11 protein-coding genes are annotated in these 13,391 nt (G+C 72.1%); 6 read left to right on the top strand and 5 right to left on the bottom strand.

Annotated elements, in window-relative coordinates; translation table 11 throughout:
• Positions 1 to 146: 146 nt before the first annotated feature.
• The 3 genes from ACFVV1_RS18560 (at position 147) to ACFVV1_RS18550 (ending at position 3,169) form a co-directional block, all read left to right on the top strand.
• Complete coding sequence (locus tag ACFVV1_RS18560; RefSeq protein ID WP_389990261.1) at positions 147 to 899, top strand: lysophospholipid acyltransferase family protein; 753 nt, start codon at positions 147 to 149, stop codon at positions 897 to 899.
• Positions 896 to 1,906, top strand: coding sequence for an NAD(P)H-dependent glycerol-3-phosphate dehydrogenase (locus ACFVV1_RS18555; protein WP_389990260.1), 1,011 nt, complete (start codon positions 896 to 898; stop codon positions 1,904 to 1,906). The genes ACFVV1_RS18560 and ACFVV1_RS18555 overlap by 4 nt, the downstream gene beginning before the upstream one ends.
• 105 nt (positions 1,907 to 2,011) lie before the next feature.
• On the top strand, positions 2,012 to 3,169 hold the full coding sequence (locus ACFVV1_RS18550; RefSeq protein ID WP_389990259.1) for a D-alanine--D-alanine ligase family protein: 1,158 nt from the start codon (positions 2,012 to 2,014) through the stop codon (positions 3,167 to 3,169).
• Positions 3,170 to 3,218: 49 nt separating this feature from the next.
• On the opposite strand, the gene ACFVV1_RS18545 is transcribed toward ACFVV1_RS18550, so the two are convergent.
• A complete protein-coding gene (locus tag ACFVV1_RS18545) occupies positions 3,219 to 3,707 on the bottom strand; it encodes a DUF3515 domain-containing protein (protein WP_389990258.1) in 489 nt (162 codons plus the stop codon).
• 20 nt (positions 3,708 to 3,727) lie between these two features.
• Positions 3,728 to 3,961: an Lrp/AsnC family transcriptional regulator gene (locus ACFVV1_RS18540; protein ID WP_093899132.1), complete on the bottom strand. Its 234-nt coding sequence runs from the start codon at positions 3,959 to 3,961 to the stop codon at positions 3,728 to 3,730.
• Positions 3,962 to 4,289: 328 nt separating this feature from the next.
• Between ACFVV1_RS18540 and ACFVV1_RS18535 the strand changes: the two genes are divergently transcribed.
• The gene (locus tag ACFVV1_RS18535) at positions 4,290 to 5,261 is read left to right on the top strand and encodes a thiamine-phosphate kinase (protein ID WP_383751448.1); all 972 of its coding nucleotides are present in this window, start codon (positions 4,290 to 4,292) and stop codon (positions 5,259 to 5,261) included.
• 9 nt (positions 5,262 to 5,270) lie between these two features.
• The gene (thiD, locus tag ACFVV1_RS18530; protein ID WP_389990257.1) at positions 5,271 to 6,077 is read left to right on the top strand and encodes a bifunctional hydroxymethylpyrimidine kinase/phosphomethylpyrimidine kinase; all 807 of its coding nucleotides are present in this window, start codon (positions 5,271 to 5,273) and stop codon (positions 6,075 to 6,077) included.
• Positions 6,078 to 6,163: 86 nt separating this feature from the next.
• Here thiD and rpmB read toward each other — a convergent pair whose 3' ends face one another.
• Positions 6,164 to 6,349 carry a 50S ribosomal protein L28 gene (gene rpmB, locus ACFVV1_RS18525; RefSeq protein ID WP_030928661.1) on the bottom strand — a complete coding sequence of 62 codons (186 nt, stop codon included), beginning with the start codon at positions 6,347 to 6,349 and terminating at the stop codon, positions 6,164 to 6,166.
• 260 nt (positions 6,350 to 6,609) lie between these two features.
• Between rpmB and ACFVV1_RS18520 the strand changes: the two genes are divergently transcribed.
• The gene (locus ACFVV1_RS18520; protein WP_389990256.1) at positions 6,610 to 8,229 is read left to right on the top strand and encodes a DAK2 domain-containing protein; all 1,620 of its coding nucleotides are present in this window, start codon (positions 6,610 to 6,612) and stop codon (positions 8,227 to 8,229) included.
• A gap of 185 nt (positions 8,230 to 8,414) precedes the next feature.
• Here the strand turns inward: ACFVV1_RS18520 and ACFVV1_RS18515 are convergent, their stop codons facing one another.
• Both ACFVV1_RS18515 and ACFVV1_RS18510 read right to left on the bottom strand, forming a co-directional pair.
• The gene (locus ACFVV1_RS18515) at positions 8,415 to 11,360 is read right to left on the bottom strand and encodes a tetratricopeptide repeat protein (RefSeq protein ID WP_389990255.1); all 2,946 of its coding nucleotides are present in this window, start codon (positions 11,358 to 11,360) and stop codon (positions 8,415 to 8,417) included.
• A complete protein-coding gene (locus ACFVV1_RS18510) occupies positions 11,357 to 13,270 on the bottom strand; it encodes an HSP90 family protein (RefSeq protein WP_389990254.1) in 1,914 nt (637 codons plus the stop codon). The genes ACFVV1_RS18515 and ACFVV1_RS18510 overlap by 4 nt, the downstream gene beginning before the upstream one ends.
• Positions 13,271 to 13,391 lie beyond the last annotated feature (121 nt).

Here is a 13,391-nt window from a genome sequence, read left to right as displayed (position 1 = left end):
CGCTTATTCTCGCCTGCCGGTGCGAGAACCCGGAGGGTCGGCCCCGAAAACGGGGCGTACGGTGTTCTCGACAGAGCAGGGGCCTGGGGCGAGACTTGACCGTCGGTAGCCAGGCAGAGTTCAGGTCCATAGAGGAAGGTGTCCGAGTGTCCCGCCGCAGAATCGGCTTCTGGTACCGCCTGGCGGCGGTGATCGCAAAACCGCCGCTGGTGGTTCTGTTCAAGCGTGAATGGCGGGGAATGGAAAACATTCCGGCCGACGGCGGATTCATCACTGCGGTCAATCACAACTCGTATCTGGACCCGCTTTCCTACGGTCACTTCCAGTACAACACCGGACGTGTGCCGCGGCTTCTCGCGAAGGCCGGCCTCTTCAAGACCCCCTTTGTCGGAATGATGCTGCGCGGTACCGGACAGATTCCCGTGTACCGCGAGACGACCAACGCGCTGGACGCCTTCCGGGCCGCCGTCGACGCCATCGAGCGCGGTGAATGCGTCGCCTTCTACCCGGAGGGCACCCTCACCCGCGACCCCGACACGTGGCCGATGGCCGGCAAGACCGGCGCCGCCCGTGTCGCATTGATGACGAAGGCTCCGGTCATCCCGGTCGCCCAGTGGGGCGCCAACCTCGTGATGCCGCCGTACGCCAAGGACAACAAGCTCCGGCTCTTCCCCCGCAAGACCCTCCAGGTGCAGGCCGGACCGCCCGTCGATCTCTCCCGCTTCTACGATGAGGAGCCGACGCCCGACGTCCTGCGCGAGGCGACCGAGGTCATCATGGCCGCGGTGACCGCGCAGCTGGAGATCGTACGGGGCGAGAAGGCCCCTGCGGAGCCGTACGACCACCGCAAGGCCCGTGCAGAACAGCGGCGCAAGGCCGAAGGAAAGGGACCCAAGTGACGCACCCCGTAAAGGCAGCCGTCTTCGGAACCGGCTCATGGGGTACGGCCTTCGGCGTGGTTCTCGCCGACGCCGGCTGCGACGTCACCCTCTGGGGCCGCCGAGCCGAAGTCGCCGAGGCCGTCAACACGACCCGTACCAACCCGGACTACCTGCCGGGAATTGAACTCCCCGCGTCGATCCGGGCGACCACCGACGCCGCCGAGGCGCTGCACGGCGCCGACTACGCCGTGCTCGTGGTGCCCTCGCAGACCCTGCGCGCCAACCTCGCCGACTGGGCCCCGCACCTCGGCTCCGACACCGTCCTCGTCTCCATGATGAAGGGGGTCGAACTCGGCACCGCGAAGCGGATGAGCGAGGTCATCGAGGACGTCACCAAGGTCACCCCGGATCGCGTCGCCGTCATCACCGGCCCCAACCTGGCCAAGGAGATCGCCGAACGCCGCCCCGCCGCGGCCGTCGTCGCCTGCCGGGACGAGTCCGTGGCCCAGCGCCTCCAGAGCGCCTGCCACACCTCGTACTTCCGCCCGTACACCAACACCGATGTGGTCGGCTGCGAACTCGGCGGCGCGGTCAAGAACGTCATCGGACTCGCCGTGGGCATCGCCGACGGCATGGGCCTCGGCGACAACGCGAAGGGCTCGCTCATCACCCGGGGCCTCGCCGAGACGACCCGGCTCGGCCTCGCCATGGGCGCCGACCCGCTGACCTTCTCCGGTCTCGCGGGCCTCGGCGACCTGGTGGCGACCTGCTCCTCGCCGCTCTCGCGCAACCACACCTTCGGTACCAACCTCGGCCGCGGAATGACGCTCCAGGAGACGATCGCGGTCACCAGGCAGACCGCCGAGGGCGTCAAGTCCTGTGAATCGGTGCTCGATCTGGCGCGCAGGCACGGCGTCGACATGCCGATCACCGAGACGGTCGTCGGCATCGTCCACGAGGGCAAACCCCCCGTGGTCGCGCTGGGTGAGCTCATGTCGCGCAGCGCGAAGCCCGAGCGACGCTGACGACGGGCAGGGGGAGCGTGCAGAGCGGTGAACGTCCGCGGTCACCGCTCCAGCGGCCCCGGCCACGCTGACGCGAGGGATACCAGCAGGTACGCTCAACGCGATATGAGCAGCGAGAACCTCCCCCAGAGCCCGGAGCAGCAGCTCCGCAAGCCGCGCGTGGCCGTCGTGTTCGGCGGCCGCAGCTCCGAACACGGCATCTCGATCGTCACGGCCGGCGCCGTCCTGAACGCCATCGACCGGACGAAGTACGACGTCCTGCCGATCGGCATCACGACGAACGGCCGCTGGGCGCTCACCGCCGACGAGCCCGAACGCATGGCCATCACGGACCGCAGGATGCCCGATGTGGCCCAGCTGGCCGAGTCCACCGAGGGCGGCGTGGTGCTCTCCGTCGACCCCGGCAGCCGTGAAGTGGTGTACAGCGAGCCCGGCTCGGTCCCCAAGGCGCTCGGCGAGGTCGACGTCGTCTTCCCCGTACTGCACGGCCCGTACGGCGAGGACGGCACTCTGCAAGGGCTTCTGGAGCTCTCCGGTGTGCCGTACGTCGGCGCCGGGGTGCTCGCCTCGGCGGTCGGCCAGGACAAGGAGTACATGAAGCGGGTCTTCACCTCGTTCGGACTGCCGGTCGGCCCGTACGTCGTGGTGCGCCCCCGCGAGTGGGAGGCGGACCCCTCCGCCGCCCGCAAGCGCATCGTGGACTTCGCCGGGGACCACGGCTGGCCGCTCTTCGTCAAGCCCGCCCGGGCCGGCTCGTCCATCGGCATCACCAAGGTCGACGACCTCTCCGGTCTCGACGAGGCGATCGAGGAGGCCCGCCGCCACGACCCCAAGTTCCTCGTCGAGTCGCTGCTGCGGGGCCGCGAGATCGAGTGCGGGGTGCTGGAGTTCGAGGACGGTCCGCGCGCCAGCGTGCCCGCCGAGATCCCGCCGGTCACCTCGCACGACTTCTACGACTTCGAGGCCAAGTACATCGATTCGGCCTCCGGGATCGTGCCCGCCCCGCTCACCGAGGAACAGACTGCCGAGGTCCAGCGGCTGGCGGTCGACGCCTTCGAGGCCGTGTCCTGCGAGGGCCTGGTGCGGGCCGACTTCTTCCTCACCGAGGACGGCGGCTTCGTGATCAACGAGATCAACACCCTGCCGGGCTTCACCCCGATCTCCATGTACCCGCGGATGTGGCAGGAGAGCGGTGTGAGTTACCAGGAGCTGGTGGACCGGCTGATCCAGGCCGCGTTGAACCGGCCGACCGGGCTGCGCTGAGATGAGTCCCGAGCCGTAGGGCGTGCACTCCCGTCGCGGAGAGCACGCCCTACAGGCTGCTGGGCACCGTCTTCGTGATCACCGGGCCGAACGCGGCCAACGGGCTCGCGTCATGCGCGTACGCCGTCGAGAGACTCACCTCGACGTACGCCTTGCGGAAGGTGGTCGTAAAACGCGGACCGGCGTCTTCCGGCTGCTCCAGCAGCCAGTTGACGCCGTCCGCCTCGGTCGCCTTCGCCATGGGGTCGTCCATCTTCGCGGGCCGGGGGACACCGCAGCGCAGTACGATCGCTCCGTCCCCCCACTCGGCGATCAGTTCGGACTCCGTCCCGGTGTCACCGCGGCCGAGTCCGGCAACGGTCTTCGGCAGCTCCCTGTGCAGTGCGCGGCAGTAGGCTGCGGCTTCCGGAGACGGTGTGGGAACCGTGATCGACGCCGCGGTGTCCGTCGAGGAGCAGCCCGCCGCGGCCAGCAGCAGCGAGGCGACGGACGGACCGAGCAACACGGGATGGCGGAAGCGGCGGAGCGATGATGTCACCGGCCCAGCGTAGACGGGGACTACAGATGAACGACCGGGCAGGTCAGGGTTCGCGTGATGCCTTCCACTTGCTGGACCTTGGCGACCACCATGCGGCCGAGTTCGTCGACCGTGTCGGCCTGGGCGCGCACGATCACGTCGTAGGGGCCGGTGACGTCCTCTGCCTGTATCACTCCCGGGACTTTGGCGATGGTCTCGGCGACGGTCGACGCCTTGCCCACCTCGGTCTGAATAAGGATGTACGCCTGTACCACGGAACCTCCAGGGCGGCCACGAGGATCGTGTGGGGATGGGAAAGGGACGCCACGGTATCGCGTTGCCGCGGGCCGCGGGGAGACCTGCGGGGCGGTTGACGTCCACAGCGTGGCGCTCACACAGCACAAGTTGACGTATCTCTTGACAGTACCGACAGCAGAGACGGCCCGCGACCGCAAGCGCGACGGGGCGAAAGGGGGGACGGGCATGGCGATGGGAACCGGTGCAGACTGCTCTCTGCGGCGGCGGCCGGTCCACGGTCCGGACCCCCGGCCGCCGAAGCAGCCCGGACGGACGTCCGGCGCGATAGATGAGAGGTGAGACTCGGTGAAGGGAACCGTGGGCGAGTTGGGGGAGTTCGGGCTCATCAGGGAGCTGACTTCCCGGCTCACCACCACTCCGGCGGTACGGCTCGGCCCCGGCGACGACGCCGCGGTCGTGTCCGCTCCCGACCGCAGGGTCGTGGCCAGTACGGACATTTTGCTGGAGGGACGGCACTTCCGCCGCGACTGGTCGACCGCGTACGACGTCGGCCGCAAGGCCGCCGCCCAGAACCTCGCCGACATCGCCGCCATGGGTGCCGTGCCCACCGCGCTGCTGCTCGGCCTGGTCGTCCCCGCCGAACTCCCGGTCACCTGGGCCGGCGAGCTGATGGACGGCATCCGTGACGAGTGCCAGGTCGCCGGCGCGGCCGTGGTCGGCGGCGATGTGGTGCGCGGCGAGACGATCACCGTCTCGATCACCGCACTCGGCGATCTGCGCAACCACGAACCGGTCACCCGGTCCGGCGCCCAGCCCGGCGACGTCGTCGCCGTCACCGGCTGGCTCGGCTGGTCCGCCGCCGGTTACGCCGTGCTCTCCCGCGGCTTCCGCTCGCCCCGCGCCTTCGTCGAGGCCCACCGGCGCCCCGAACCGCCGTACCACGCGGGCCCCGCGGCCGCCGGTCTCGGCGCCACCGCGATGACGGACGTGAGCGACGGACTCGTCGCCGACCTCGGGCACATCGCCGAGGCCAGCAAGGTCCGGATCGATCTGCGCTCCGGACTCATCGACATCCCCTCGCAGATGTCCGACATCGGGCAGGCCGTCGGCGTGGACCCGCTGCAGTGGGTGCTCACCGGGGGAGAGGACCACGCGATCGTCGCCACCTTCCCGCCGGACGTGAAACTGCCCGCCCGCTGGAAGGTGATCGGCGAAGTCCTCAACCCCTCGGCGCTGCCGCAGGTGACGGTCGACGGGGCGCCCTGGACCAGCAAGGGCGGCTGGGACCATTTCGGCGGCATCGAGGACGCCCAGTAGATTCGGCGTATGCCCCGATCTGCTGCCGTACCCGCCCGCGTGCTCACCGTCGCCGGATCCGATTCCGGCGGTGGTGCGGGCATTCAGGCCGATCTGAAGACGATGCTCGCGTTCGGCGTGCACGGAATGAGCGTGCTGACCGCTGTCACCGCCCAGAACTCGCTGGGCGTGCAGGGCGCCTGGGAACTGCCCGCCGACGCCGTACGCGCCCAGTACCGCAGCGTGGTGGACGACATCGGTGTGCAGGCGGTGAAGACCGGCATGCTGGCGTCGGCCGCCCTGGTGGACACCGTGGCCGAACTCCTCGCGGGCACCGCGGCCCCGGTCGTCGTGGACCCGGTCGGGGTCTCCAAGCACGGAGACCCGCTGCTGGCCGCCGAGGCACTCGATTCCGTACGGACGAAACTGCTGCCGGTCGCCACGGTCGCCACCCCGAACCTGGACGAAGTGGCGCAGCTCACCGGCGTGAACGTCACGGACGAGACCGGAATGCGGCATGCCGCCACCGGGATACTGGCTTTCGGGCCGCGCTGGGTCGTCATCAAGGGCGGGCATCTGCCCGGCGAGCCCGTCGATCTGCTGACGGACGGCACCGCGGAGCACTGGCTGCGCTCACCCAGGCACGACAACCGGCACACCCACGGCACCGGCTGCACGCTCGCCTCGGCGATCGCCTGCGGACTGGCCCTGGGCCAGGACGTGCCCACGGCCGTACGAGACGCGAAGGCGTACGTCACCGGCGCGATCGTGGCCGGATTCCCGCTGGGCGGCGGGATCGGCCCCGTCGACCACGGCTGGCGGACGCGCACCGGGTGAGGACGCCCCGCAGCACAGCAAAAAGCCGGTCCACCGAGGTGGACCGGCTTTTTGGGCAACCGGAAGGCTGCGCTACGACGGGAACGTCAGCGCGCGACCTTGCCGGCCTTGATGCACGAGGTGCAGACGTTGAGCCGCTTCGGCGTCCGACCGACCACGGCACGCACGCGCTGGATGTTGGGATTCCAGCGACGGGACGTACGGCGGTGCGAGTGCGAAATGTTGTTGCCGAAGCCCGGCCCCTTGCCGCAGACGTCGCAGTTGGCAGCCACGGGTCACTCCAAAGACTTCAGGTGCACTTACAGTGAATTCCGGCGCGCCGGATTCATTTGACTGAAGTGGCGGCACCGGGGAAATGGCCCGACTCTCATCGGGCAACCGAAGCAGCATACAACGGCCGCGTCGGTAGAACGAAACTACCATGGGTTCCGCCGCCCCCTGTCCCGCCCCTGTCGCCGCCGGACCCGGCGCGCGGGGACTACTCTGCGGTGCAGCCGGCCGCCCACGGCCGATCTTCGAGGAGGACCGACAGGTGCCGCAGACCGCCGACGAGATGGACGCCGTCGCGGTGCGTACCTGGTGCTCACTGGCGCTGGAGGCGCTGGGCCGGGAGCGCGAGGCGATCGACGCGATCAATGTGTACCCCGTCGCGGACGGGGACACCGGTACGAACCTCTATCTGACCGTCGAGTCCGCGCACCAGGCCGTCGAAGCGGTCTTCACCGCCCACGAGACCGGCACGACCGTGCCCGTCGCCGCCGACGTGGTCCGGGCCATGGCGCACGGAGCGCTGATCGGTGCCCGCGGGAACTCCGGCACGATCCTGGCCCAGTTGCTGCGCGGGATGGCCGGGGTGCTGGCCGGCGGGCACGACGCGGACCACCTGTGCCGGGCGCTCACGAGTGCCGCGGCCGCCGCCCGGCAGGCCGTCGCCCACCCCGTCGAGGGCACCGTGCTCACCGTGGCCACCGCCGCCGCCGAGGCCGCCGGACGCACGGCGGACGACGCCGGAACCGCGGCGGTCGCACGGGCGGCGTACGAGGGGGCGCGGACGGCCCTGGAAGCGACCCCCGGACAACTCGCCGTCCTCGGGCGCGCGGGCGTCGTGGACGCCGGGGGACAGGGCCTGGTGACCGTGCTCGGGGCGCTCGTCGAAGCGGTCTCCGGGCGGGCGCCCGAGCGCCGTCACGTGGCCGCGCCCGCGCTTCCGGTGGCGGACGACTGCGCGGTGGCCGACGCGGAGGGCGGACCGGTCTTCGAGGTCATCTACCTGCTGGAGGCCACGGACGACGCCGTGGACCGGCTGCGGACCCGGCTCGACGGGCTCGGAGACTCGCTCGTCGTGGTGGGCGGCGACGGGCTGTGGAACGTCCACGTGCATGTCGACGACGCGGGTGCGGCGGTGGAGGCCGGGGTCGAGGCGGGGCGGCCGTACCGCATCCGGATCACCCACTTCGGCGCGGACCGGGTGCACCCCCACGCCGAACCCGTGCAGCGCGCGGTCGTCGTGGTGGTTCCCGGCGACGGGCTCCGCGGCCTGTGCAAGGAGGCCGGGGCGACGACGGTCCTGGCGCGCCCCGGGGAGCCGCCCGCCAGCGGCGAACTCGTCGACGCGATCCGTCGGGCGCATGCCCGCGAGGTGGTCCTGCTGCCCAACGACGCCGAGTTGCGCCACACCGCCGCTGCCGCCGCCGAACAGGCCCGCGCGGAGGGGGTCAGGGTCGCTCTGATCCCGACCCGGGCCGCCGTCCAGGGCATCGCGGCCCTCGCCGTCCACGAACCCGACCGCAGCTTCGACGAGGACGTGGTCGCGATGACCGCCGCGGCCGGCGCCACCCGCTACGCCGAACTGGCCGTCGCCGAGCGGCAGTCCTGGACCATGGCGGGCATCTGTCAGGCCGGCGACATCCTCGGCCTGATCGACGGCGACGTCGCGGTCATCGGCGAGGACGTACCGGAAACGGCCCGTAACGTGCTGGACCGCATGCTGGCGGCGGGCGGCGAACTGGTCACCCTGGTCCTCGGCGAGGACGTCCCCGACAGCCTCGCGGACGCGCTGGAGGAGCACGTACGCGAGGGCTATCTGGCGGTCGACACGGTGGTGTACCGGGGCGGCCACCAGTGCGCTCCGCTGCTGATCGGGGTGGAGTAGGGCGGCCCGGCCCCGTCCGGCCCGGCCCCGTCCGGCACGGGTTCTCAAGTGCCGGGCGGGCCCGGCTCCTTGCGCCGGGGGCCTCTCGTCCGGATCACGCCGGGCGGGCGCTCCGGCTCCGTGCCTCGCCGCGTTGTCGTCAGCTTTCCCCGGGCCCTCGGCCGCGCTCGACCGGGGGACCGGGCTCAATTGCCGGACGGGCCCGAATTGTCCACGTACTTCAGCAGCGTCTCCGCCTCCGACCGGCGCGCCCGGCCCGTCTCGTCCGGCTCCCCGTCCCCGTAGATCTCAAGAACTCTCCGCACCCGCTCCCGGGCCGCGTCCGGGCGGCTCAGGTCCGCCTCCAGCCAGGCCGCCATCAGTTCGGCGGCCGTGCGCAGGTCGAGGAAGCCGGGGCCCGCCTCCGCGAAGCCGGCGACCGCCCGGTGCACGTACGCGAGCGCCTCCTCGAACTCCGGCGCCTCACCCGGCTCGCCCTCGCAGACATGGGCGATCAGCTCGCCGGTCTGGCGGTGGGTGTCCGCGAGCTCGGCCAGCAGCTGGGGCGCCCCCTCCGCCGCGCCGGAGGCCAGCGCCGCCTCGCACTCCCGCTCGGCCGCCGCCATGAAGGCCCGTGCCGCGTCCGGGCCGGGCTGCCCCTCCCGAGTCGCGATCCAGGCCCGCACCCGCAGCGTCCGCACCAGCGCGGGGACGTCGCCGAGCCCGCGCCACAGCTCGCCGGCCCGCGCGTACGCCTGCTCCGCATGGGAGTCGAGATCGGCCTGGTACAGCGCCTGCGCGGCAAGATTGGCGAGCATCGCGTGATCGTGCTGCTCCGGCCAGCCGCGGGCGATGTCAGCGGCCTTCAGCCAGTGTTCGGCCGCCTCGCGCGGCTCGCGCAGCGCGGTGAGGGAGTCGCCGAGCCACCACAGCGTCTGCACGGCCATGCCCTCGCCGTGCTCCTCGGCCGTGATGTCGGGCAGGACGGCCTCCAGCACGACAGCCGCCTCCGCGGCCCGGCCCAGCTGAAGCAGCCGGCCGCCGAGCTGATGGCGGGCATGGACGCCGAGCGTCGCGCTCTCGCCCGACTCGTCCGCCCAGTGCGAGGCGTCCAGCGCGTGCTCCGCCGCCTCGTCGAACTGCCCGGTGGCACCGAGGATTTCGGCGAGCCGCAGATGCAGCCGGGCCCTTCCGGGCGCCGTGACGAACGCCGCCCCGTGCTCCAGGGCGGCCCGTGCGGCGCGTTCCGCCCGCTCGTACTCGTCGAGCCGGGCGGCGACCCCGGCCGTCTTGGCCTCGTACTCGACGGCGTACCACGGCAGCCCGGCGTCATTGGTCTCGGCGGCGGCCCGCTCGTACAGCTCCAGCGCGCCCCGCGCATCGCCCCGGTACCCCGCGACGTCGCCGAGGAGATCCAGCGCCTCCGCGATCCGGGTGGCCACGTGGCCCTCCGCGCGCCGTGGTTCGGTGAACGCGAGCAGATCCCGCGCACCCTGTTCCAGAGCGGCGACGGCGGCCTCGGCGGACTCCTCGTCCACGGCGTCCTGCACCAGCCGGCCGAGGACCCGGGCCCGGCACGTCAGCACGGCGCCCACCTGCCGGGCGGTGGCCGCGCCGTCGGCGTGCAGGGCGAGCGCGCGGTCCATCAGCGGAGCGATCTCGGCCAGGGCTCCCGCGGCATGGCCGGGCTCCAGCGAGCGGGCGTACGCGGCCCTGGCCGACGCGGCGGTGGCCTCGCCCCGGTCGCCCGCGGTGCCGTACAGCACGGCGGCCGTCCGGAACGCCGCCATCGCCTCGGCGGGCGGAAGCGAACCGTCCATCGCCCGGTGGTCCGCGACACACGCGTGGTCGTGGTCCGACAGCCGGTCCGCGGCCGCGACCGGCTCGTCGGCCCGGCGGGCGACGGCCGCCCAGGCAGCGCCCGCGTCCGGGTGCTGGGCGTCGGAGAGGCGGTGCGCCTCGGCCAGCAGACCGGCCAGATCGAGCGGAGCGGCCATCACCGTGCCCGGGGCCGCGGCCGGCTTCTCGACCGCGGCGGCGAGGCGCGCGGACCGCACACCGAGCGGCAGCCGGTCCAGCAGCGGCTGCCGGTCGAGACGCTCCCGCACCAGGCCGCCGACCTGCGCATTGCCGTTGCGCTCGTCGAACCGGGCGGCCAGCGCGAGCGCCTGCGTACGGGCGTGCGCGGCCAGCGCGGACGCGGTCCAGTCGGTCCCCGCGGGCCCCGGCACGGGCTGCCCGCCGTGGCCGAGCGATGCCAGCCGGTCCATCAGCAGGGCGGTGACCGCCAGGAAGTCCATCAGGCTGCCGGGGTTCCCGCTGTCCGTGAAGTACGCGGGCCGTTCGGCGATGATCTCAAGAGCCCGGGCCTCGTTGCCGGTCAGGGCGCAGAACTCGATGTGCAGGGCCGCCGAGTCCCGCATGCTCTCCATCGGCCGGACCATCCGGTACCCGCGCAGATGATGGGCGCGCGCCTGCTCCGCGCGGCCCGTCCGCAGCAGCGGGAGCAGCGAGGCCGCCAGCACGGCGTGCGGCTCATGGGCGCAGGTGTGCTCACCGTCCAGCACCGGCGCCCAGGTCTCCAGCGCCTCCGCGTCCAGGCCCCGCTGCACCTGCCAACCGCCCTGTTCGTGCAGCTCACAGGCGTGGCAGTTGGCCATCCGGTCCCGGTCGGCCGCCTGCCAGGCGGCGTACGCCCGCTCGGCGCGCGGCAGGTCGCCCAGGTGCCGGGCGATCTCCAGCTCGCCCTGGCGCACGGCACGCTCCGAGTGACCGGCGAGCCGGTAGCGGTGCGCCATCTCGCCCTGCCACTTCTCGATGGCGGCGAGCGGGATGTGCGGCTGGTCGACCATGGAGCTGGAGACCCACTTGAACATCCAGAACAGATGGTGGGTCATGAACTCGCTGAAAGCACCGGGCTGTTCGTCCCACATGCGCAGCAGCCGCGTGAAGGGCACGAACATCTTGTCCTTCTCGGAGCTGTAGTTGTAGACCTGCAGCTGATGGGTGAGCGCCTCGACGAGCAGGGCGGCGTCCCCGGTCTGCTCGGCCTCGGCCAGCAGCCGTTCCGCGCGGGCGTTGCGCGCGGGGCCCTCCGGCTCCGCGTCGTTCTCCCGCAGTGCCTGGCGGATCGTGGTGGTGTCGAGGCTCATCGGCCGTCCTCCTGGGATTCCGCGGGCGAGTGTCCTGGTACCGCGGGATGGGTGGCCCACTCCAGCAGGCCGGCGAACGCCCGGTTCAGCAGCGCCGAATCGGCGGGCCGCAGCGGGCGCTGTGCCATCAGCAACGCCTGCCCGTACAGCGCCTCCGTCGCGGTCGCGGCCAGCTCGGGGCTGTCCAGCGAACCGATCCGCCGGATCAGCGGATTGAGGTGGTTCAGTACGAGCCGGGCGCGCGGCGCGCTGCCGCGCAGCGAACCGAGGATGCCCGCCCACAGATCGTCCGCCTGCCCCTCCGCCTCGGCGCGGGCCTGCTCATGGCGGGCCGCCCGGTCGTCGAGATGCAGCGCGGGCACGGTCAGCGGATGGAAGGAACGCAGTGCCACGTCGCAGCCCAGCGGGTCGAGCCTGGCGCGGGCCGCGGCCAGGAAGGCGCCGAGCGCCAGCTCCTGCGCCGGATCGACGGAGTCCAGGTGCGCGGTGACGGTGTCGGCGTCCAGCTCCGCGACCGCCGTCCCCGGCCGGACCGAGGGCAGCCGCTCGACCAGCTCGGTGTCGTACGTGTAGCCGCCGTTGACCACCCCGATGCCCTGCGCCGAGGCGATCGGTGCGACCTGCCGGTACTCCTCCACGGTCCGCGTGAAGTGCACCACCGGGTGGCGCCGGGCGAACTCCTCCAGCGACAGCCGCCCGTCCGTCGTCTCGAACGGCAGCCACGGCAGCATCGTGCGCAGCATGGCGCTGTCGTGCCGGGCCAGCGACTTCACCCCCAGGTGGTGCACGGTGAGGAACTCCGCGAGCCGCTCCGGATCGCCCGCGGCGAGCCCGGTGAGCCAGTCCCTGATGCGGTCGCCGAGCGCCTCCCGTACGGCGGCCAGGGTCTCGTCCGCGTACAGCGCCTCGCGCGAGGCGGTGGGGCGCAGACTGTCCGTGTCGATGACACAGCGCACGAAGAACGCCCAGTCGGGCAGCAGTTCGTCGGCCCGGTCCGTCAGCAGCATCCCCTTCAGGTGCACCCGGTGGCCCGCACGCTGCGCCGGACTGACGGCGGACGGCAGGACGTAGGCGACACCGCGGATACCGGCGAGCGGCAGATCCAGATCGATCGTGTCGAGCGGCGAGAAGCCGAACTGCTCGTGGCAGTGCCGGGCGAGGGCGACCCGCCGCGCCGCCGGGGTCGGATACGGGCGGTCCCACGGCGCCGGAAGGTCGGTGACGGCCGCCCCGCCGACCCGTACGTCGTACGGCAGGAGCGAGCCGAAGTCACGGGCGAGGGAGAGGACGCGTTCCTCGGTGAGCCAGTCCGCACTGCCGGGGCGGGCGGTCAGATGCACGGTGGTGCCGGGCTCCGGGCGTGCGCTGTCGGGCAGTGTACGGACGGTGTACGAACCGTCGTCGCGGGCGCGCCACTCCACGGGCGGCGAACCCGGCGTACGCGCCGAGCGGCTGACCACCCGGATCTCGGCCGCGACGACGAAGCACGCCAGCAGCCCGATGCCGAACTGGCCGAGGAACTCGGCCCGCGCCGACGCCAGCCCCGCTGCCCCGTCGCGTTTGGAACTGCGGCCGATCGTCGCGAGCAGGCTGTGCACATCGGTCTCGGTCAGACCGATCCCGCTGTCCTCGACGCGCAGCCGTCCGCCGTCCGCGTGCAGCCGCACCAGGGCGGGCGCGTCCGGCTGCTCGGCGCGGCGGGCCGTGATGGCGTCCACGGCGTTCTGCAGCAGCTCACGGAGGTAGACGCGCGGAGAGGAGTAGAGGTGGTGGGAGAGGAGATCGACCAGTCCGCGCAGATCCACCTGGAAGGTGTGCGGCGACCGATCGGAGAGGGACCCGGAGTTTTCGGACTCTTCGGACTCGGAGTGTTCGGGGGACGCGGAATTCGCTGAAGTCTCAGATGTCATCGTCGCAGCGCCGGTGGGGGGACTGGCGACGGCGCGGGTCGGGCGATCCCGGGAAGGTGATCGCGAGCAGGAAGCGTGGGAGCCGATCCTAGGGGCGTGGCGACGATTCCGACCAGGGGAT

Origin of the sequence: Streptomyces sp. NPDC058092 (assembly GCF_042884935.1) — a bacterium.
Classification (GTDB): Bacteria; Actinomycetota; Actinomycetes; order Streptomycetales; family Streptomycetaceae; genus Streptomyces.
Note: the sequence above shows the minus strand (reverse complement) of the source record. Positions and strands in the feature narration are given on the sequence as shown.

Bases quoted from the DNA above. Each gene is read 5' to 3' on its own strand.
- ACFVV1_RS18550 (WP_389990259.1), top strand. From the start codon at position 2,012: ATGAGCAGCGAGAACCTCCCCCAGAGCCCGGAGCAGCAGCTCCGCAAG.
- thiD (WP_389990257.1), top strand. From the start codon at position 5,271: ATGCCCCGATCTGCTGCCGTACCCGCCCGCGTGCTCACCGTCGCCGGA.
- ACFVV1_RS18510 (WP_389990254.1), bottom strand. From the start codon at position 13,270: ATGACATCTGAGACTTCAGCGAATTCCGCGTCCCCCGAACACTCCGAG.
- ACFVV1_RS18515 (WP_389990255.1), bottom strand. From the start codon at position 11,360: ATGAGCCTCGACACCACCACGATCCGCCAGGCACTGCGGGAGAACGAC.